This is a genomic window from Burkholderia sp. lig30, from assembly GCF_000687455.2.
Classification (GTDB): domain Bacteria; phylum Pseudomonadota; class Gammaproteobacteria; order Burkholderiales; family Burkholderiaceae; genus Burkholderia.
Genome location: NZ_JGVW01000104.1, coordinates 1 through 20668 on the forward strand (window position 1 = coordinate 1; position 20668 = coordinate 20668).

Here is a 20668-nt window from a genome sequence, read left to right on the forward strand (position 1 = left end):
TCAGGCGAACGCCGAGTGGCAACTGGTGATCCCGAAGTCGCAGTGGAAGAAGACCGATCCGGTGAGGCTCGTCGTGATCGACAAACGGATGGAGCTGGAGTGATCGGGCGATCGACCGGCGCGCCCGGGCGAACCTCTGACGGCAGATCTCTGCCGTCCGGCCCGCGTGCCGCGCGTGGCCGGGCGGCCACCGCAACACGCAGGGTTCACTGCATCCCGCCCCCTCACTCGCTGCTCGTCCACTCCACATTCGCGCCGACCGAGCGCAGGTTCTCGACGAACCGCGGATGCGCGCGGCGGATCGGCAGCGCGTTCATGATCTCCGAGCGGCCTTCGATGCTCGCCGCGACCATCAGCAGCGCGATCGCGACGCGGATGATGTACGGGCTTTCGACGCGCGCGGGCGACAGTTTCAGCCCGCCGAACGTGATGAGCCGGTGCGGATCGGAAAGCAGCACGTGCGCGCCGAATTTCGACAGCTCGCCCGACCAGCCCAGCGCGCCGTCGTAGACCTTGTTCCAGAACATCGCGCTGCCTTCGGCCTGCACGCCGAGCGCGATGAAGATCGGCAGCAGATCGACCGGCAGGTACGGCCACGGCGCGGCCTCGACCTTGGTCAGGATGTTCTGCGTAAACGGCCGCCGCACGCGCAGCGGGCCGTCGCGCTCGGCGCGCGACCAGCCATCGCGATGCGTGACGTGGACGCCGAACTTCGCGAATGTGCGGTCGATCAGCGGAAACTGCTCGGGCGCGGAATTCCTGACGACGATGTCGCCGCCCGTGATCGCGCCGAGCGCGAGAAACGTCGCGATCTCGTGGAAATCCTCGGCGAAGCGGAATTCGCCGCCGCCGAGCCGGCGCCCGCCGGTGACGCTGATCCGCGACGTGCCGATCCCGTCGATCGCGACGCCGAGCATCGCGAGGAACTGGCAGAACTCCTGCACGTGCGGCTCGGACGCGGCGTTCATCAGCGTCGACGTGCCGCCGGCGGCGGTCGCGCACAGCACGAAGTTCTCGGTGGTGGTCACCGACGCGTAATCGAGCCAGTGATCGTTTGCCTTCAGCGCGCCGTCCGCGCGGACGATCAGCGAGTCGGGCGTGCGCGCGATGTGCGCGCCGAAACGCTCGAACACCTCGACGTGCGGATCGATCTCGCGCACGCCGAGCGTGCAGCCTTTCACATCGTTTTCGAGGCGGGCCACGCCGAAACGCGCGAGCAGCGGCGGAATCAGCATGATCGACGAGCGCATCGCCTCGGGCAGCCGGTGGACGGCCGGATCGAACGTGGTCGCGCGGTGGTGCAGGTCGAGGACGCCGGTCGCGTAATCGACCGACACGTCGCTGCCGAGCGTGCGGAAGATTTCGAGGATCTTGCGCACGTCGGTGATGTCCGGCACGCCGACGAGCCGCAGCGGCTGGTCGGTCAGCAGGGTGGCGCACAGGATCGGCAGGACGGCGTTCTTGTTGGCGGACGGCTTGATGTCGCCACGCAGCGGCGTGCCGCCGTGGACGATGAGGTTCGACATGATATGGGGGCGTATCGTTGACTGACGTAGGCCCATATGATGCCATCGGTCGGGGGCGCGAGGAAAAAGTGCGGGTCCGGCGGGGGGGAAGATCGCGGGCGTCATGACGTTTTTTTGCATGATGCCGCGACCGAACGGGGCGCCGCGCCGGGCGTGCGGCCCGGCGCGGGGGGCGGGCATCGCGGCCGGGATGGCGGCGACGCCCGCGCGGTGCATCAGTGCTGCGCGGGCCGCATCCGCGCCGCGACGATCAGCGAGATCAGGCAGCCGGCCGCGAGATACCCGGCGACCGCATGCCACGAACCGCCGGCGAAGCTGACGAGCGCCACCGCGATGAACGGCGTGAAGCCGCCGCCGACCACGCTCGCGAACTGGTAGCCGACGCCTGCGCCGCTGTACCGGTATTCCGCGCCGAACAGCTCGGTGAAGAGCGGCTGCTGGACGCTGACGACCATGTCGTGCGCGACGTTCGCGAGCAGCATCGAGAAGATCACGATCCATGCGATCGAACGGGCTTCCAGCGCGACGAAGAACGGCACGGCGGACGCGAGGCCGATCAGCGCGCCGATCAGGTAGATGCGGCGCAGGCCGAAACGGTCGGCGAGCCACGCGAAGCACGGGATCGTCACGCAGCTCACCGCGCCGACCAGCAGGCCGATGTTCAGGAACAGGTCGCGCGACATCCCGAGGTTGGCGGTCGAATAGCTGAGCGCGAACGCGGTGACGATGTACATCGAGAACAGTTCGGCGAGACGCAGCGCGACGATCAGCAGGAACGCCTTCGGATGGCGCGTCAGCGCCTCGAGCACCGGCAGGCGCAGCTTGCGGTGGCCGTGCTCGACCTTCTCGACGAATTCCTGCGACTCGTCCATGCTCTTGCGGACCCACAGGCCGATCAGCACCAGCACGATGCTGAACACGAACGGCAGGCGCCATGCCCATGCCTTGAACGCCGCCTCGCCGAGCGTGTGGTTCAGGATCGACACGATGCCGGTCGCGAGCACGAGGCCGACGCCGTAGCCGACCTGCACGCCGCTGCTGTAGAACGCCTTTTTCTTCTGCGGCGCGCTTTCGACGGCCATCAGCGCCGCGCCGCCCCATTCGCCGCCGACCGCGAAGCCTTGCAGCGCGCGCAGCGCGACGAGCAGCACGGGCGCCCACCAGCCGATCGTCGCGAAGCCCGGCAGCAGGCCGATCGCGACGGTCGACACGCCCATCAGCATCACGGTCAGGACGAGCATCCGCTTGCGCCCGAGCCGGTCGCCGTAGTGGCCGAACACGACGCCGCCGAGCGGGCGGAACAGGAAGCCGACGCCGAACGTCGCGAAGGCCGCGAGCGTACCCATCGTCGGGCTGACTTTCGGAAAGAACTCCGAATTGAACACGAGCGCGGCGACGATGCCGTAAAGCAGGAAGTCGTACCAATCGACAACGGCGCCGACAAAGCTGCCGATCGCGGCCTTGCGGGCCTGACTGCGCGCGCGGTTGGTGGCGACCGCGTCGAGGGTATCAATGGCTGGGGTCATGCTGGTGTCTCCTGACGCGGCGCTTCGTATCGTCGTGGCGGCGCCGCTTGTCATGCGGTATTGAAGAACGGTTGGGTGACTGGAGAATAGGGCGCACGTCCGTTGCCGGCAATCGCCCGCTCGCGGCAAACGTGCGATGATCGTCCAAGTTCGTGCGATCACCGAACGAATTCGGGGTTTGCACTAGGCAGGAGGCCTGATGCCGTCCGTTCGGCGGGTGGGCCGACATGAACGGTTTGGTTAAAATTGGCGAAATTGAACAGGGTCGCGCGGCGCGATCCGGCAGCTGGCCAGGCGTGCGCCGGCCAGACCGGGCGAGCCGCGCGGCGCGCACGTTATCGATCCTGCTTGCCCCGGAGAATGAAATGCTCGGCAATCCTCCTTCACTGTCCAGCGACACGCCCGCCGTCGGCGATCCGTCCGCCAATCCGCTCGGGATGGCCGGGCTGGAGTTCGTCGAATTCGCGGCGCCGGTGCCCGAGGCGCTTGCGCAGCGTTTCGCGCAGTTGGGCTTCAAGGCGATCGCGCGGCACGTCAGCAAGGACGTCACGCTGTACCGGCAAGGCCAGATGAATTTCCTGATCAATGCGGAGCCGGATTCGTTCGCCGCGCGTTATGCGGAGGAATACGGAATGGGCGTGTGCGCGATCGGCATTCGCGTGAACAACGCGCGGCGCGCGTTCGAGCGGGCGCTGACGCTGGGCGCGTGGGCGTTCGAGGGCGAGCGGGTCGGCGTCGGCGAATTGCGGATTCCGGCGATCCAGGGCATCGGCGACTCGCACATCTATTTCGTCGACCGGTGGCGCGGACGGGACGGCCAGCGCGGCGGCGTCGGCGACATCTCGATTTTCGACATCGACTTCCGGCCGATCGACATCGCCACCGCGCACACCGATCTGGAAAACGCCGGCACCGGCCTGCAGGTGGTCGATCATTTCACGCAGACGGTCGGCGCCGGGCGCATGCAGGAATGGCTCGACTTCTATCGCGATCTGCTGCATTTCCGCGAGATTCACGAGATCGACGCGCACTGGCATGTGTCCGAGGAATCGCGCGTGATGGTGTCGCCGTGCGGCGCGGTGCGGATTCCGGTGTATGAGGAGGGCACGCGGCGCACGGAGCTGATGCACGCGTACCTGCCCGACCATCCGGGCGAAGGGGTCCAGCACATCGCGCTCGCGACCGACGACATCCTGTCGTGCATCGATGCGCTGCGCGCGAACGGCGTCGAGTTCATCGAGCCGCCCGCGCGCTATTACGACGAGGTCGACGAGCGGCTGCCCGGCCACGGCCTCGATCTGGACGCGCTGTGCCGTCACGCGGTGCTGGTCGACGGCGAGATTGGCGCCGACGGCGTGCCGAAGCTGTTCTTCCAGACCTTCGTCAAGCGGCGGCCGGGCGAAATCTTCTTCGAGATCGTCCAGCGCAGCGGGCATCACGGGTTTGGGGAAGGCAATCTCGGCGCGCTCGCGCGGGCGCGGCAGGCGGGTTGAAAAATCCGCTCCGGCGGCGAATTCAACGGGTGTGTTCGCCGTCCGGGGCGGCATCCAGTTGCGGTATTCCCCTGATCGCCATTGCATCACATGCGATGGTATGCTGGCCCGCATGTAGTCGTATGGCAGGTTGCATGCATGGCGAAACTTGCGTTCGCGCATCCAGACGAGACGTCCGTTCCTCAAGCCCGCTTCACGGCCGCGATACGCGGCCGGCACGCGCGCTCCGTCCTGCGCGTGCGCATCTGTCACGCCGGTTTCCCGCACGCCTGCGCCGCCCCGCGGGCCATGCCCGTCCCCCCGATTCCCGCCCGATAATCTGGAGACACCCCATGCAGCGAAACACGATGGCCGAGCCGTCCCCCGGCATGCACAGCACGCCGCCCGCGTACGTCAGGCATGCGCGGCTGATCGAATGGGTGGCGCGCATCGCCGGGCTGACCGAGCCCGATCGCGTCGTGTGGTGCGACGGCTCGCAAGCCGAATACGACGCGCTGTGCGCCGCGATGGTCGATCAGGGCACGCTGGTGCGCCTCGATCCGGCCAAGCGCCCCAACTCGTATCTGGCGCTGTCCGATCCGTCCGACGTCGCGCGCGTCGAAGACCGCACGTTCATCTGCAGCGCGTCGCGCGACGACGCCGGCCCGACCAACAACTGGGTCGCGCCCGACGAGATGCGCGCGACGCTCGACGGCCTGTTCCGCGGCGCGATGCGCGGCCGCACGCTGTACGTCGTGCCGTTCTCGATGGGCCCGATCGGCTCGCCGATCGCGCACATCGGCGTGGAATTGTCCGATAGCCCGTATGTCGTCGTGAACATGCGGATCATGACCCGCATGGGCCGCGACGTGCTGGAAGCGCTCGGCACCGACGGCCCGTTCGTGCCGTGCGTGCACAGCGTCGGCCATCCGCTCGCGCCGGGGCAGCAGGATGCGCGATGGCCGTGCAACCCGCTCAAGTACATCGTCCATTTCCCGGAAACGCGCGAGATCTGGAGCTTCGGCTCCGGCTACGGCGGCAATGCGCTGCTCGGCAAGAAGTGCTTCGCGCTGCGCATCGCATCGACGATGGGCCGCGACCAGGGCTGGCTCGCCGAGCACATGCTGATCCTCGGCGTGACCTCCCCGCAGGGCAGGAAATATCACGTCGCGGCCGCGTTTCCGTCCGCGTGCGGCAAGACCAACTTCGCGATGCTGATTCCGCCGAAGGGCTTCGACGGCTGGAAGGTCACGACGATCGGCGACGACATCGCGTGGCTCAAGCCGGGGCACGACGGGCGGCTCTATGCGATCAACCCGGAGGCCGGCTACTTCGGCGTCGCGCCCGGCACGAGCGAGAAGACCAACCCGAACGCGCTCGCGACGCTGACGGAGAACGTGATCTTCACGAACGTCGCGCTGACGGAGGACGGCGACGTCTGGTGGGAAGGGCTGACCGACACGCCGCCCGCGCGCCTGCGCGACTGGCAGGGCAACGCGTGGACGCCGGAAATCGGCCAGGCCACCGGCCGCAAGGCCGCGCACCCGAATTCGCGCTTCACCGCGCCCGCGTCGCAGTGCCCGTCGATCGACCCTGACTGGGAGAATCCCGCGGGCGTGCCGATCGACGCGTTCATTTTCGGCGGCCGGCGCTCGACGACGGTGCCGCTCGTGACGGAAGCGCGCGACTGGGTCGAGGGCGTCTACATGGCGGCGACGATGGGCTCGGAAACGACGGCCGCGGCCGCCGGCCAGCAGGGCGTCGTACGGCGCGATCCGTTCGCGATGCTGCCGTTCTGCGGCTACAACATGAGCGACCATTTCGGCCATTGGCTGTCGATGGGCGAGAAGCTCGCCGCGGGCGGCGCGCGCGTGCCGAAGATCTACTGCGTGAACTGGTTCCGCAAGGACGCGGAAGGCAAGTTCGTCTGGCCGGGCTTCGGCGAGAACATGCGCGTGCTGAAATGGATGGTGGATCGTATCGAAGGGCACGGCGGCGGTCACGACAACGCGTTCGGCGTGTCGCCGGCCTATGACGACCTGCACTGGGACGGGCTCGACTTCACGCGCGCGCAGTTCGACACGGTGATGTCGATGGACCCGGCCGCATGGCACGACGAGCTGGCGCTGCACGCGCAGTTGTTCGACATGCTGAAACTGCGCTTGCCGGCCGCGCTCGTCGAGACGATGACGAAAATCAGGCACCGCCTCGGCGAGTGACGGCGCTCAGCGCGGCAAATCGTCAGGATCGTAGCGGTTCTGCGCATTCCACAGCATCCAGCCGTCGGTGCCGACCGCCTCCGCCGCGTCCGTCTGCGCGCGAATCTCGGCGGCGCCGAACGCATGATGATCGAATGCATAGTCGCGAAACGCCTGCAGCCACGGCCGGAAGCGCACCGGGTCGAGCCGCGTGCGCGCGATCGCCTCGGTCAGCGAGCGGCGCACGATCTGCCCCGGGTCCGACGTCGGCCGGGTACAGCCCGGCAGCCCCCACGTAAAGCCTGACGGATACAGCATCGGCGAGATGTAGTCGAGCGGATCGCCCAACAGCTCGATCTGCTGGCCGATCGACGTGTCGTTGAGATTCCAGCAGACGTATCCGAAGATGTCCGCGGCGACGAACACGTTGTACGGCGCGAGCCGCGCGCGGGCCGCATGCAGGAAGCCCACGATCGCCGACGTACGGCTCTCGCGCGTGCTCGGCTCGCTGAACCGCACCCCGGACGCATCCGGAAAACGCACGTAGTCGAACTGGATTTCGTCGAAGCCGAGCCGCGCAGCCTCCTCGGCCACGTCGAGGTTGTGCAGCCATGCGTCGCGCTTGAACGGATCGATCCAGCGCAACCCTTCGCGATCGCGCCAGATCCCGCCGCTCGCGTCGCGCACGGCCCATTCCGGGTGCGCGGCCACGAGCGGGTCGTCCTTGAACACGACGATCCGGGCGATCAGGTAAAAACCCTGCCGATGCAGATCCGCGACCAGCGCGTCGAAATGAGGCAGTTTCGGCGACGCGGGCACCGCGCCCGCGATCTTCGCGAGCGGCGCGCGCGCGGCGCTCGGGTAGGGCGTGATGCCGCGATCGCCTTTGGTGTCGATGACGAGCGCGTTGATCGAACGGGTCGCCTTCAGCTTGACGGCGGCATCGCGCAGCACCGGGCTCGTGATGCCGAACACGGACAGGTAGACCGCGTGCGGCCGGAACGGCACGAGCGCAATCCGCAGCGGATCGCCGCCGGTCGCCGGCACGGACGCGCGCAGATATCCGGGTGCGCGCACTGCGACCGCCGCATGGTTGCCCGGCGCGACGAACCCGCCGTGCTCGTCGGCGCGCAGCACCGCGCGATCGACCGTGACGATCGCGCGGGCGACCGGCGTGCCGCTGTTCGCGTCGATCACCACGCCGCGCACGTCGGCGTGCGCCGTCGCCATCAGGCCCCATCCCAGCCCCAGCGCGAGTGCGGTCATGCCGGCCGTCACCACGCGCCCGAGTGCCGTCATGGTTTCGCCTCGCGAGGCGACACGCCCGCCACGGCGTGTGCGCGCTCGCCGAGCAGGCGCGCGAGGCACGCGGACGAGCACGCATCGACCATCAGGAAGCGCGGCAGCGCGAGCAGCGCATCGCCACGCCGCGCCTGACGCGCGTCGAGCGTGAACGCGGCGGTGTAGCCGGCTTGCGCCGCGAGCGCTTCGAGTTCCGGGTCGTGAAGCCCGAACGGCCACGCGATCAGGTCGACCGGCCCGCCGAGTTCCGCGGCGATCCGCTCGCGCGAATGACGGAACTGCGTGAGCGCGAATTCGCGGAACGCGTCGGGCGCCTGCTTGCGCCGCTCGATATGGAAATTGGGGTGCCACCAGGTGTGCGATTGCACGTCGAACCAGCCGGTCTCGTGCAATTCGCGCAACTGCGCCCACGTCATCGCATACGATGCATTCGAGATCGCGGACGGATAGACGAACAGCGTGACCGGAATCCGCTCGCGCAGCACGATCGGCCGCATCACGTCGTAGACGGAGCTGTGGCCGTCGTCGACGGTCAGCGCGACCGCCTTGTCCGGCAGCGGCGCGGACGGATCGCGCAGCCACGCGACGATGTCGCGCAGCGGCACGATCCGGTAGCCGTGCGCGCGCAGGAACGCGAGATGGGCTTCGAAGGTGGCGGCCTGCACCGTCATCTCGTCCGGCACGCCGGATGCGGAAAAGCGGTGATAGGCGAGAATCGCGGCCTGCTGCGTCGCGGGAGGGGCCGCCGCGGACGACAGCGGGGTGGCGCTCGCGATCCATCCGGCGCACAGCCACCCGGCCAGTCCGCGCCAGCTGGTGCGGTGTTCGATCATATGATGCACTTGTTGTTCCGGTTATTTCCCGCCATTCGATGCGAAATGCGCGGGATCGTGCTTGACCTGCATCAAGCGTTCCAGCCGGCCGCCGGGCCGCGTCGCGCATGGGGCGCGATAGGGCCAGGTTTCACCGGAGCCGCGTGTGCTTGACGTGTGTCAAGCACACGGCCCGACAGGCCACTACGCTGAGGACTTGCCATCGCGGTCTGCGTCACGCAGGCCGCCGTCACTCGCCCAACGGAGAACCATCGTGAATGCAGGGAGCCTGTGCACTCGGGACGTCGTGACCTGCCGGATGACCACCTCGGTCGTCGAGGCGGCACGGCTGATGCGCGATCGTCACGTCGGCGATCTGGTCGTCATCGACGACGCGTCGGGCGTCGTGCGGCCGGTCGGCCTCGTCACGGATCGCGACATCGTGCTGTCGGTGGTCGCGAAGGAAGTCGACCCGTCGAACCTGTTCGTGTCGGACATCATGTCCGCGCCCGCGGTCGTCGCGCAGGACGCCGACGATCCATGGCGCCTTGCGCAGCACATGCGGCTGCACGGCGTGCGGCGGATGCCTGTCGCCGACACCGAGGGGCGCCTGGTCGGGCTGATCTCGATCGACGACATCCTGTCCGCCGCGTCGGGCCTGATGTCCGAGCTGTGGCTCGTCACCGGCCGGCAGGTGCATTTCGAGGAAAAGCGTCGCGCGTGATCGCGTGGCGACCGGCGTCCGCCAGCAGGCGGCAGGCGGCCCGCACCGCCCGCCGCGCTGGCGCCGTGTTCAGGAAATCACGTCGCGCAGCGGCCGGCGCGGCGCATGCGGCACCGCCGGGCCGCGCCCGACGCGAATCAGCAATTGCGGCTCGCCGGTCATCCGCAGCAGCGTGCGCAGCCGCAGGCGCAGCGCGTCGACCTCGATCGGCTGATTCAGATACGACGCGGTGTAGCCCGTGTCGGCCGCCGTGAGCAGCACCCGCTCGAGCGCCTGGCCGGCCGCGAGCCACGCGTCGCGGTCATCGCTTTCGGTGCCGATGCCGATCAGCACCGGCGATCCCTCGACGAGCCGCTGGTGCACGGCCGCCATCCCGCCGCCGACGTCGAAGGTCCGGATCACCGACGCGACCACCGGCGTCGCGAAATCGAGCAGCCCGGACACCCGCGCGCCGTAGGCGGGCATGCCATCGTCGCGACGGCGCGGATGAATCCAGCTCGCCAGCTCGCGCCGGAAGCGCGGGTCGGCGAACTGCATCCGGTCGGCCTCGGCGATCAGGTCCGCGATCAGCGCGCGCTCGGCGACCGACGTCACGCAGACGGCCTGCGCGCCTTCGGTCGCCGCCGCGTCGACGATCCGCTGCAGCAGCGCGTCCGGCAGCGGATCGTCGCCGAACGGCTCGCGCGTCGTCACGCGATCGGGGATCGCCGCAAACAGCGCGCCGAGGCGCGGATCGCGAAAACCGTCCTGCACGATCCGCACGCGCGCGATCAGATCCGGATCGACATCCGACGGGAACGTCCCGATCGTGTAGCCCATCCCGAAGTGACTCAACGCGACGCGCAGGTTCAGCAGCGCCGCGCCGCAGCTGATGATCAGCTCGCGGTCGAACGGATCGACGACCGGCAGCGCGCGCAGGCGGTCCGCGCAGACCAGCACGGTGTCGTCGTCGAGCAGGAAGCGCCACGGCTGGGTGTTGTGGCTCGACGGCGCGAGCACCGTGTATTTCAGCGCGCAGCACAGGTTGTCCTCGACGCTCGCCGACGGATCGAAACGGCGCGCCTCGAGGTCGCGTGCGGAGGAATGCGTGGTGTGATCCATCTCGGATGCTCCTCTGAGCCGGCGCGGCACGCGCCGGAATGGTGCCGCCCGGCAGGCGACCAGGCCGCCGCGTCGAGAAGACGGCGCGCACGCGCACGACCGGCCGCGCTCCGTCGCCATGCAGCCGGGCGCCGGCCCGCTCGCCGCGCCGCCGCTTCATTCAATTCGATACATTCGCCGCCCCGGCGGCTTGATCTGCGTCAAGCGCCGGGGACGGTCGGCGCGTGCGTCGCGGGCCCGTTCGCCCCCGGTCCGGCCGTCTTCCCGCGGTCGCACACGTGCGCGACCGCGCTCACGCGGGGCGCACTTGATCCTCGTCAATTTGCACGCCTGTCGGTGCGCGATGCTGGATATATCGCGGGACGGGGGTGGCGGACGCGCGCCTTTGCCCCGCGATCCGAGGGAGTCCGCGATGAAATCCGACGCAGCGCTGAAGCAGGATGTCGAGGAAGAGCTGTTCTGGGATCCGACCGTCGACGCGCGCCAGATCGCGGTCGCGGTGCGCGACCGCATCGTCACGCTGCACGGCGCGGTGTCGAGCTGGGCGCAGAAATTCGCCGCGCAGAAGGCGGCGCAGCGCGTCGCGGGCATCCGCGCGCTGGTGCTGGAACTGACCGTCGCCGCGTCGCCCGGCATGCGCGCCGATCAGGACCTGGCGGCCGCAGTCGTCACCGCGCTCAGGTGGCAGGAAGGGCTGCAGGATCAGACGATTCGCGTCGAGGTCGAGCACGGTTGCGTGACGCTCGACGGCGTGGTTGACTGGGGCTACCAGCGGCACGCGGCCGAGGCGCTGGTGAGCCAGATGGCCGGCGTGGTCGGCGTCACCAATCGCATCACGGTGAGCGTGCAGCAGACGGCCGCCGACGTCGGCGCGCAGATCGCGGCCGCGCTGGCGCGGCGCGCGCAACGCGAATCGTCGGCGATCTCGGTCGAAGCGACGGACGGCGTGGTGACGCTGACGGGTACCGTCGATTCGCTCGCGGAAAAACGTGCCGCATGCGGCGCGGCGTGGTCGGTCAAGGGCGTGCGCGAGGTCATCGACCGGCTGACGGTCGCATGAACGGCGGCGCGTTCCATTCATTTGACGAAACGAGGCGATGATGAACCACTCGAATCAGAATCAGGCCCGGCAGGGGCTGCGGCGCGACATGCAACCGCAGGCGCACACCGACGACAGCTATCACGCGCCGAAGCGGCTCAAGGCCGCGACGCATTGCGGGAGTTGCGGCGCGACGTACGAGGACGGGCGCTGGACCTGGCGCGCGGCGCCGGGCGACGCGAAACAGCTGCAATGCCCGGCCTGCAAGCGCACGCAGGATCACGCGCCGGCCGGCGAACTGGTGCTGCGCGGCGGCTACCTGAACGGCCATCGCGCGGACATCCTCGCGCTGCTGAACCATCAGGCGGGCGACGAGAGCAAGCAGCATCCGCTCGAGCGCATCATGGAGATCGACGACGGCGACTCGGAAGTGACGGTGCGCACGACCGGCGTGCATCTGCTGCGCCGGCTCGGCAAGGCGATGCTGCGCGCCCATCACGGCGAGCTGACGCTGCATTTCCCGGACGGCGAGGGCGTGCTGCGCGGCGAATGGACGCGCGCCGGCGCGTAGCCGCGCGATACCGACCCCGTGCCCATGGACAAGAAATTCGACTACACCGGCCTGCTGATCGCGATCGGCTTTGCAATCCTGTTCGCGGTGCAGCTGCTGATGATCCACACGCCGACGACGCCGATCGCCTACAGCGACTTCAATCGCCTCGTCGCGACCGGCCTCGTCGACGATCTGGAGATCGGCCAGACGTCGATCGCGGGCACGCTGCGGATGCCGCAGGCGGGCGCGGCGCTGCAGGCTTCCGACGCGGCGGCCGTCAAGGAGGCGGGGGCGCCGTGGCACTTCACGACCAACCGGGTGCCCGACGACCGCCTCGCCGAGCGCCTGACCGCGGCCGGCATCCGCTACCGTGGCGCGCCGGACACCAGCTGGCTCGCGACGCTCGCGTCGTGGGTGCTGCCGCTGGTGGGCTTCGTGTTCATCTGGAACCTGATGCTGCGGCGGCGCGGCGGGCTGCAGGATTTCAGCGGGATCGGCAAGAGCCAGGCCCGCGTCTACGTGCAGAAGGAAACCGGCATCACGTTCGATGACATCGCGGGCATCGACGAGGCGAAGGCCGAACTCCAGCAGATCGTCGCGTTCCTGCGCAACCCGGAGAAGTATCAGCGGCTCGGCGGCAAGATCCCGAAAGGCGTGCTGATCGTCGGCGCGCCCGGCACCGGCAAGACGCTGCTCGCGCGCGCGGTGGCCGGCGAGGCGGAAGTGCCGTTTTTCTCGATCAGCGGCTCGGCGTTCGTCGAGATGTTCGTCGGCGTCGGCGCCGCGCGCGTGCGCGACCTGTTCGAGCAGGCGCAGCAGAAGGCGCCGTGCATCGTCTTCATCGACGAGCTGGACGCGCTCGGCAAGGTGCGCGGTGCCGGGGTGATGTCAGGCAACGACGAGCGCGAGCAGACCCTCAATCAGCTGCTCGTCGAGATGGACGGCTTCCAGGCGAATTCCAGCGTGATCATCATGGCCGCGACCAACCGGCCGGAAATTCTCGATCCGGCGCTGCTGCGGCCCGGGCGCTTCGACCGCCACATCGCGATCGATCGCCCCGACCTGGTCGGCCGCAAGCAGATCCTGTCGGTCCACGTGAAACGCGTGAAGCTGGCGCCGGACGTCGATCTCGCCGAGCTGGCGTCGCGCACCCCGGGTTTCGTCGGCGCGGATCTCGCGAACGTCGTCAACGAAGCCGCGCTGCATGCGGCCGAGCTGGGCAAGGCGGCCATCGACATGGCCGACTTCGACGAGGCGATCGACCGCGCGATGACCGGCATGGAGCGCAAGAGCCGCGTGATGAACGAGCAGGAGAAAGTGACGATCGCCTATCACGAGGCCGGCCATGCGCTCGTCGCGCAAAGCCGCGCGCATTGCGATCCGGTGAAGAAAGTCTCGATCATCCCGCGCGGCGTCGCCGCGCTCGGCTATACGCAGCAGGTGCCGACCGAGGACCGCTACGTGCTGCGCAAGAGCGAGCTGCTCGACCGCCTCGACGCGCTGCTCGGCGGACGCGTCGCGGAGGAGCTGGTGTTCGGCGACGTGTCGACGGGCGCGCAGAACGATCTCGAACGGGCGACCGCGATGGCGCGGCATATGGTCGCGCAGTACGGGATGAGCGAAGCGCTCGGTCTTGCGACCTTCGACGAAAGCACGCAGCCGCCCGGCGCGCCCGGCGGCTGGAATCCGGGCGAGTCGCGCTGCAGCGAGCATACGGTGCAGCTGATCGACGAAGAGGTCAGGGCGCTGCTCGCCGACGCGCATGCGCGGGTCGCGGCGACGCTCAGCCAGCGGCGCGACGCGCTCGAACGCATCGCGCAGCGCCTGCTGCAATGCGAGGTGATCGATCATGACGCGCTGCAGGCGCTGATCGAGCCGGCCGCGTCAGCGCCGGATGCTCCGCCCGCCGAGCCGGCCGCGTCGGCGCCGGATGCACCGCCCGTCGAGCCGGCGGGTCAGCCCGCGGCCCCGGGCGGGCCGGGCAACGCCGCCGCCGACACGCATGCGTGCATGACGTACAGCGCCGACAGCCGCCACGACGGCCGATGACGGTCGCGGCGCCCGCAGGCCGGGGCAAGCCCGGAAAATGCCGATTGCGCGCGTCGCCGCTCCCGCGGACAATCTTCCGTCTACCGGCGCGGCGTCGCGCCGTATTTTCCCTTTCCTGTTTTCCCCATTCTTTCAGACGGAGTTTTCATTCATGAGCGAAGAGCGTGTGTCGGTCGATGTCGCGCAACTCGAACGCTTCCGCTTCCAGGCCAGGTTTTCCGGCACCGACCTGCCGCCCGTGCTGACCGACGAGCCGCCGCCGCTCGGCCAGGGGCGCGGGCCGAACCCGATCCGGCTGCTCGCCGCGTCGGTCGCGAACTGCCTCGCGGCCAGCCTGCTGTTCGCGCTGGAGAAATACCACAACGATCCGCATCCGGTGACCGCGCATATCGACGTCTCGATGGTGCGCGACGAGTCGGGGCGCGTGCGCGTCGGCTCGATGGCGGTCGAACTGGGTGTCGGCAAGCCGTGGGCGGATCTGCTGCGCGCGTCGCGCGCGCTCGAACAGTTCGAGGCGTTTTGCGTCGTCACGCAAAGCGTGCGGGCCGGCATCCCGATCTCGGTCGACGTGTGCGACGTGAACGGCGCGGTGCTCGAGGACGTCGAGACCGGGTTCTGATCCCCCGCGTCACTGCTGGGCCGGGGCGTGCGTCGCGTCGGCGAGCGCATCGAGAAAGCGGGTGCGCCACCAGCGCACGTCGTATCGGCGCAAGGTCGCCAGCAACGCCGCGTGGCGTTGCCGCCGCTCGTCGAGCGGCATCGTCAGCGCGCGCTGGATGGCCTGCGCGGTGCCCTGCGTGTCGTACGGGTTGACCAGCAGCGCCTCCTTCAGTTGTTCCGCCGCGCCCGCGAAGCGCGACAGCACGAGCACGCCGGGATCGCTTTCGTCCTGCGCGGCGAGGAATTCCTTTGCGACGAGATTCATCCCGTCGCGCAGCGGCGTGACGAGGGCAACGCGGCTGGCCCGGTACAGGCCCGGCAGCCGCGTGCGCGCGATCGTCCGGTGGATGTAGCGGATCGGCATCCACTCCAGTTCGCCGTATTCGCCGTTGATCGCGCCGCACAGGCTGTCCATCTCGCGCCGCAGGTCATCGTAGGCGCCGAGCCCCTCGCGGCTCGGCGCGGCGATCTGGATCAGCGTCGCGCGGTTGCGATTCTCCGGATAGTCCTCCAGCAGCTGGCGGAACGCCTGCATGCGCTGCGGCAGGCCCTTCGTGTAGTCGAGCCGGTCGACGCCGACGAGCAGCTGGCGGCGCGAATACTCGTCGCGCATGTGCTCGAACATGTCGATCCCGTCGCGATTGCGTGCGAGCGCCGCGAATTCGTCGACGTCGATGCCGATCGGGAACGCGCCCGCCGACAACGTGCGGCCGAACGCCTGCAGCCGCCCGTCCGGCAACCGGACGGCGCCGGCTTCCGACGCGACGTAGCGCTCGAAGTGCCGCAAGTCCGCCTCTGTCTGAAAACCGACGAGGTCGTACGCGAACAGCGAGCGCATCAGCCATTCGTGCTGCGGGATCGCGGTCATGATCGGCGACGGCGGCATCGGGATGTGCAGGAAGAATCCGACCGGATCGGTCCAGCCCATCGCACGCAGTTCGGCGGCAAGCGGAATGAGCTGGTAGTCGTGCACCCACACGATGTCGCCTGGCTCGAGCAGCGGGCGCAGCTTGCGCGCGAACAGCCGGTTGACGCGACGATAGCCGTCCGCGAAGCGCCGGTCGAATTGCGCGAGGTCGAGCCGGTAGTGAAACACCGGCCACAGGACCTTGTTCGAATAGCCGAGATAGTATGCGTCGTAGTCCTTGGCATCGAGATCGATCGTCGCGAGCTGGATCCCGCCGGCCGTCTGGATCTGCACCTCGCCGCCGCGCTTCGCGCCGTCGTCTTCGTCGCCGGCCAGCTTGCCGCTCCAGCCGAACCACACGCCGCCCGTCTGCTGCAGGCTGTCCCGGACCGCCACGGCGAGACCGCCGGCGGCTGCCTTGCGCGGATCGGCGATGCGATTCGAGACGACGACGAGGCGGCTCACCCGTCCTCCTGGCGCATATTGGGGGTGGTGCGGTCACCGCACGCGCGGCATGCGGCCCGAAACCGTCCCGATCGCACCGCGCGCAGGCGCTCGGCCCGGCGCGCGATCGAGGGTGTTTTTCAGGATACTCGGCGATCGTCGGTTTTAAAAGTTCGGCCGGCCCGCGCGGCCCGGCGAACCGCCCGTGCCGCAGCGCGTCACCGCGCCGGCGGCGCGAGACCGCGTCACGCGAGCGCGTTCAGCACGCGACGCAGGACAGCGTCTCCGCCTGCCCGGACGCATCGCCCACGACGACCGAATCGAGCGCCGGATCGGGACGAAAGATCGTGATGCCCTTCAGCCGCTCGCGCCATGCGGCGAAAAACAGCGCGTCGACCTGCGCGAGCGAGCAGCGCCGGTCGACGGTCACGGTCTTCGAAATCGCGGCGTCGACGCACGGCTGCAGCGCCGCGAGCATCGCGACATGGTCGGCGGGCGCGACGTCGGACGCTTTCGCAAAATAGCCGGGCAACGGCGCGTGCTCGCCGTGCAGTTGCCGGAACAGCCGGTACGCATGATTTTCCACCCGGAACGCGTGCACGCGGTTGTCGCCGGTGCGGACGTTGCGGCGCTGCACCCAGTCGTAAGCGGGCTCGATGCCGTTCGAGCAGTTGTCGCCGAACGCGAGGCTCACGCTGCCCGCGGGCGCGAACGACAGCAGGTGGCTGTTGCGCAGGCCGTGGCGGGCGATCGCCTCGCGCACCTGCGCGGGCAGCGGCACGCCGTACGCCGGCGCGCCCAGGTAATCGTCGGGATCGAACGCGGGAAACGCGCCGCGCTCGGCGGCAAGCTCCGCCGATGCCGCATACGCGTGCTGGCGCATCGTCAACGCGATCTCGCGGGCGAGCGCGCGCGCGGCAGGGCTGTCGTAACGCACCCGCAGCATCGTCAGCGCGTCGGCCAGCCCCGTCACGCCGACGCCGATGCGCCGCTTGTCGTGCGCCTCGCGCGCATGGGCGGCGAGCGGCCACGCGGTCAGGTCCAGCACGTTGTCGAGCAGGCGCACCTGCACGCGCACGGCATCGGCGAGCGTCGCGAAATCGAAGCGCGGCTCGCCGTCGATGCCGAACGGATGGCGCACCAGCCGGGACAGGTCGATCGGCCCGAGCACGCAGCTTCCATACGGCGGCAACGGCTGCTCGCCGCAGGGATTCGTCGCGCCGATGCGCTCGCGCTGGCGCAGCGGATTCACCGTATTGATCGTGTCGAGGAACAGCAGGCCCGGCTCCGAACTGTCGCGCGCCTCGTTGACGATCGCATGCCAGAGCGTGCGCGCCGGCAGCGTCGCATACGCCCAGCTGCCGTCCGGCAGCGCGGCTTGCGAAGGGCCGGGCAAAGCGGGCGGGGCGCGATGCCGCAGCGTCCACGGCAGGTTCTGCGCGACCGCTTCCATGAACGCGTCGGTCGCGGCGACCGATATGTTGAAGGTCGGCCAGCGGCGCCGCCCGTGCTTGGCCTCGACGAACCCGAGCACGTCGGGGTGATCGCAGCGCAACACCGCCATTTGCGCGCCCCGGCGCGGCCCGGCGAACGGCAGCGTGCGGCACATCGCGTCGAAGCGATCGATCGCCGCGCACACGCCCGGCACGTCGGTGCAATGGCGTTCGTAGCTCGCGGCCGGCGGCAGCGTGGAGAAATCGTAGCCGACGCCGCCGCCCATCAGCAGCGTGATGCGGGCTTCGTCGAGCGCGCGGGCGAGCGCGGCCTGCACGTCGTCGTACGAGGTCGCGCCGTCGGCGGCGACCGGATGCACGAAGCAGTTCACCATCGTGCCGTCGGCGGGCGAGCCGGCATTCGCCATGATGCGCCCCGCGCCAATCGCGCCGCGCTGCATGTTCCGGCAGAACAGCTGTTCCACCTGCGCGCGCGTCGCCATCGGCTCCGCGAGCGACAGCGCCTTCGCGACGCGCCGGAAGATCTGCACGCGCAACGTCTCGCCCGGCAGCGCATAGCGGTCGGCGAGCACGGCGGCACACAACGGCTGTTCGTCCATGACGGCACCCTTGTTCAAGCCCTGCTGTCCACTGTACGAAGCGCGCGGGCGACGATCTTGATCGAACGCAACCGGGCCGCGGTTCGTCGCGCACCGCGCGCCGCGCGTCGGTTGATCCCCGTCAATCGGCCCGGCGCCGCGCATGGCACCCTCGGTCTCGTCGAGGCGCCGTGATCTGACCGAGACGCTGCCCGCACGGTATGATCCCGCTCAGCCGCTGACGGGCGCCGGCCAGACAGGCGACAAGCGCAGCGTGCGGTTTTTCCGGGACATCACGATCCATGCGGCGCCTGCCGTGGACGTTCCAGGGCTACATCAGCATTTGAGCGGACGCGCCGCGTCCCCGTATCTTTCGTTTTTCCATGCCGGACATCGTCACACTCACACTGAATCCTGCCGTCGACGTCGCCACCTCCGTGGAGCACGTGGTCGATACCCACAAGCTGCGTTGCGCGCCCGCCCGCCGCGACCCCGGGGGCGGCGGCATCAACGTCGCGCGCGTCATCCACCGGCTCGGCGGCGATTGCGTCGCCGTGCACGCGGCGGGCGGCCTGACCGGCCGCATGCTGACCGCTTTGCTCGCGGCCGAGGGCCTGCCCGCCGAATGCGTCGAGATCGCCGGCGAGACCCGCGAGAACTTCTCCGTGCACGAAACCTCGACCGGGCACGAATTCCGCTTCGTGCTGCCCGGGCCGTCGCTGAGCGAGGCCGAATGGCGGCGCTTTGCCGCGTACCTGGAGCGGGACGGCACGCCGCCGCGCTACGTCGTGCTGAGCGGCAGCCTGCCGCCCGGTGCGCCGGCCGACCTGTACGCACAGCTCGCGCGCGCCGCGCACGCGCGCGGCAGCCGGGTGATCGTCGACACGTCGGGGCCCGCGCTGCGCGCGGCGCTCGACGCCGGCGTCTACCTCGTCAAGCCGAGCCTCGGCGAGCTGTCGGCGCTGGCGGGCCGGCCGCTCGACGAAGACGCCGCCCAGCAGGCCGCCGCGGCGCTGGTCGCGGCGGGCCAGGCGGAAATCGTCGCGCTGACGCTCGGTGCGCAAGGCGCGTGCGTGGTCACGCGCGACGCCACGCTGCGGCTCGCCGGCCGGCGCGTTGCGGTGCGCAGCGCGATCGGCGCAGGCGACAGCTTCGTCGGCGGGATGGTCTGGGCGCTCGCGCGCGGCGCGCACCTCGATGACGCGTGCCGCTATGCGCTCGCCGCGTCGGCCGCGGCCGTGCTGAGCGCGGGGACCGGACTGTGCGCGCCGCAGGACGTCGAGCGCATTCATGCGGAGATGAACGGCGAAGCGCAGGGGTAACTGGCCCCGCAATCCTGTCGTATGCTAGGCCACCTTCATTGCCCACCGCGCCCCCCGCATGACCTGGCAAATCGATCAAGTGACGTTGCGGCTGTTCCTCGCGGTCTGCGAGGAGGGCTCGATCGCACGCGCCGCCGAGCGCGAATTCATCGCGCCGTCCGCCGTCAGCAAGCGGCTTGCCGATCTCGAGGCGCTCGCCGACGTCGCGTTGCTGTCGCGCAGCCAGCGTGGCGTGCGCCCGACTGCCGCGGGCGAGGCGCTCCTCCAGCACGCGCGCCAGATCATGCGCGGCTATGAGCGCCTGCAGGCCGAGCTGAGCGAGTATGCGGCGGGCGCGCGCGGCTACGTGCGGGTGCTCGCGAACGTGTCGTCGATGGTCGAATTCCTGCCTGAAGCACTCGCCGCGTTCCTGCAGGCGCATCCGCAGATCCGCGTCGACCTCGACGAGCGCGTCAGCGCGGACATCGTGCGCGGCGTCGAGGAAGGGCAGGCCGATCTCGGCATCTGCCGGGGCTTCGTCCCGACCGGTTCGCTCGAAGTCGTCCCGTACCGTACCGACCACCTCGCCGCGATCGTGCCGGCCGGGCATCCGCTCGCGTCGCGCGACGCCGTCAGCTTCGTCGAGACGCTCGATTACGACCAGCTCGGGCTGGCATCGAATGCGTCCGTCAACGCGCTGATGCAGCGCATCGCGGCGGAGAAGGGCCGCGAGCTTGCCTACCGCACCTGCGTGTCGACCTTCGACGCCGCGTACCGGTTCATCCAGGCGGGCCTCGGCATCGCGGTGCTGCCGCGCGAGGCGCTCGAGCGGCGCGGCGGCGGCCCCGGCACGCTGACCGCCGTGCCGCTGCAGGAGACGTGGGCCGAGCGCCGCTTCGTGATCTGCATGCGCGATCGCGCAGCGCTCGCATTGCCCGCCGCGCGCCTCCTCGACCATCTGCTCGCGTCTCCCGATTAACCCGTAGAGGTTTGCCCGACCCTGCCGCCGCGCCCCGCGCGGC

The 20668-nt window shown here is 69.6% G+C and carries 16 protein-coding genes; 9 read left to right on the forward strand and 7 right to left on the reverse strand.

Annotated elements, in window-relative coordinates; all coding sequences use genetic code 11:
* Nucleotides 1–224: 224 nt before the first annotated feature.
* Together LIG30_RS21015 and shiA are read right to left on the reverse strand one after the other, a co-directional pair.
* Entirely contained in the window at nt 225–1526 is a 1302-nt protein-coding gene (locus LIG30_RS21015) for a UDP-N-acetylglucosamine 1-carboxyvinyltransferase (RefSeq protein WP_038715120.1), read from the reverse strand.
* A gap of 215 nt (nt 1527–1741) precedes the next feature.
* Nucleotides 1742–3052: a shikimate transporter gene (shiA, locus tag LIG30_RS21020; RefSeq protein ID WP_038715121.1), complete on the reverse strand. Its 1311-nt coding sequence runs from the start codon at nt 3050–3052 to the stop codon at nt 1742–1744.
* 365 nt (nt 3053–3417) lie between these two features.
* On the opposite strand from shiA, the gene LIG30_RS21025 reads away from it, so the two are divergent.
* Both LIG30_RS21025 and LIG30_RS21030 read left to right on the forward strand, forming a co-directional pair.
* Nucleotides 3418–4545 carry a 4-hydroxyphenylpyruvate dioxygenase family protein gene (locus LIG30_RS21025; protein ID WP_038715123.1) on the forward strand — a complete coding sequence of 376 codons (1128 nt, stop codon included), beginning with the start codon at nt 3418–3420 and terminating at the stop codon, nt 4543–4545.
* A gap of 332 nt (nt 4546–4877) precedes the next feature.
* Entirely contained in the window at nt 4878–6743 is a 1866-nt protein-coding gene (locus tag LIG30_RS21030; RefSeq protein WP_038715124.1) for a phosphoenolpyruvate carboxykinase (GTP), read from the forward strand.
* Between the two features lie 6 nt (nt 6744–6749).
* Here the strand turns inward: LIG30_RS21030 and LIG30_RS21035 are convergent, their stop codons facing one another.
* Nucleotides 6750–7952 carry a putative glycoside hydrolase gene (locus LIG30_RS21035; RefSeq protein ID WP_442856875.1) on the reverse strand — a complete coding sequence of 401 codons (1203 nt, stop codon included), beginning with the start codon at nt 7950–7952 and terminating at the stop codon, nt 6750–6752.
* 65 nt (nt 7953–8017) lie between these two features.
* Entirely contained in the window at nt 8018–8857 is an 840-nt protein-coding gene (locus tag LIG30_RS21040) for a polysaccharide deacetylase family protein (protein WP_083494116.1), read from the reverse strand.
* A 253-nt stretch (nt 8858–9110) separates the two neighbouring features.
* On the opposite strand from LIG30_RS21040, the gene LIG30_RS21045 reads away from it, so the two are divergent.
* The gene (locus LIG30_RS21045) at nt 9111–9560 is read left to right on the forward strand and encodes a CBS domain-containing protein (protein WP_038715127.1); all 450 of its coding nucleotides are present in this window, start codon (nt 9111–9113) and stop codon (nt 9558–9560) included.
* A 69-nt stretch (nt 9561–9629) separates the two neighbouring features.
* On the opposite strand, the gene LIG30_RS21050 is transcribed toward LIG30_RS21045, so the two are convergent.
* On the reverse strand, nt 9630–10661 hold the full coding sequence (locus tag LIG30_RS21050) for an Acg family FMN-binding oxidoreductase (RefSeq protein ID WP_038715128.1): 1032 nt from the start codon (nt 10659–10661) through the stop codon (nt 9630–9632).
* A 412-nt stretch (nt 10662–11073) separates the two neighbouring features.
* Here LIG30_RS21050 and LIG30_RS21055 point away from each other — a divergent pair, with 412 nt between their 5' ends.
* From LIG30_RS21055 to LIG30_RS21070, 4 genes are all read left to right on the forward strand, one after another.
* Complete coding sequence (locus LIG30_RS21055) at nt 11074–11721, forward strand: BON domain-containing protein (RefSeq protein ID WP_038715129.1); 648 nt, start codon at nt 11074–11076, stop codon at nt 11719–11721.
* 40 nt (nt 11722–11761) lie between these two features.
* Nucleotides 11762–12271 carry a BCAM0308 family protein gene (locus tag LIG30_RS21060; protein WP_038715173.1) on the forward strand — a complete coding sequence of 170 codons (510 nt, stop codon included), beginning with the start codon at nt 11762–11764 and terminating at the stop codon, nt 12269–12271.
* Nucleotides 12272–12295: 24 nt separating this feature from the next.
* A complete protein-coding gene (gene ftsH / locus LIG30_RS21065; RefSeq protein ID WP_038715132.1) occupies nt 12296–14302 on the forward strand; it encodes an ATP-dependent zinc metalloprotease FtsH in 2007 nt (668 codons plus the stop codon).
* A gap of 151 nt (nt 14303–14453) precedes the next feature.
* Complete coding sequence (locus tag LIG30_RS21070; RefSeq protein ID WP_038715133.1) at nt 14454–14921, forward strand: OsmC family protein; 468 nt, start codon at nt 14454–14456, stop codon at nt 14919–14921.
* 9 nt (nt 14922–14930) lie between these two features.
* Here LIG30_RS21070 and otsA read toward each other — a convergent pair whose 3' ends face one another.
* Both otsA and LIG30_RS21080 read right to left on the reverse strand, forming a co-directional pair.
* Nucleotides 14931–16334: an alpha,alpha-trehalose-phosphate synthase (UDP-forming) gene (gene otsA / locus LIG30_RS21075; protein WP_038715136.1), complete on the reverse strand. Its 1404-nt coding sequence runs from the start codon at nt 16332–16334 to the stop codon at nt 14931–14933.
* A gap of 238 nt (nt 16335–16572) precedes the next feature.
* Complete coding sequence (locus LIG30_RS21080; protein ID WP_038715176.1) at nt 16573–18366, reverse strand: adenosylcobalamin-dependent ribonucleoside-diphosphate reductase; 1794 nt, start codon at nt 18364–18366, stop codon at nt 16573–16575.
* Between the two features lie 362 nt (nt 18367–18728).
* On the opposite strand from LIG30_RS21080, the gene LIG30_RS21085 reads away from it, so the two are divergent.
* Nucleotides 18729–19667, forward strand: coding sequence for a 1-phosphofructokinase family hexose kinase (locus tag LIG30_RS21085; RefSeq protein ID WP_038715137.1), 939 nt, complete (start codon nt 18729–18731; stop codon nt 19665–19667).
* Nucleotides 19668–19725: 58 nt separating this feature from the next.
* Nucleotides 19726–20625 (forward strand): LysR family transcriptional regulator, encoded by a 900-nt coding sequence (locus tag LIG30_RS21090; RefSeq protein ID WP_038715138.1) that lies wholly within the window; start codon nt 19726–19728, stop codon nt 20623–20625.
* Nucleotides 20626–20668 lie beyond the last annotated feature (43 nt).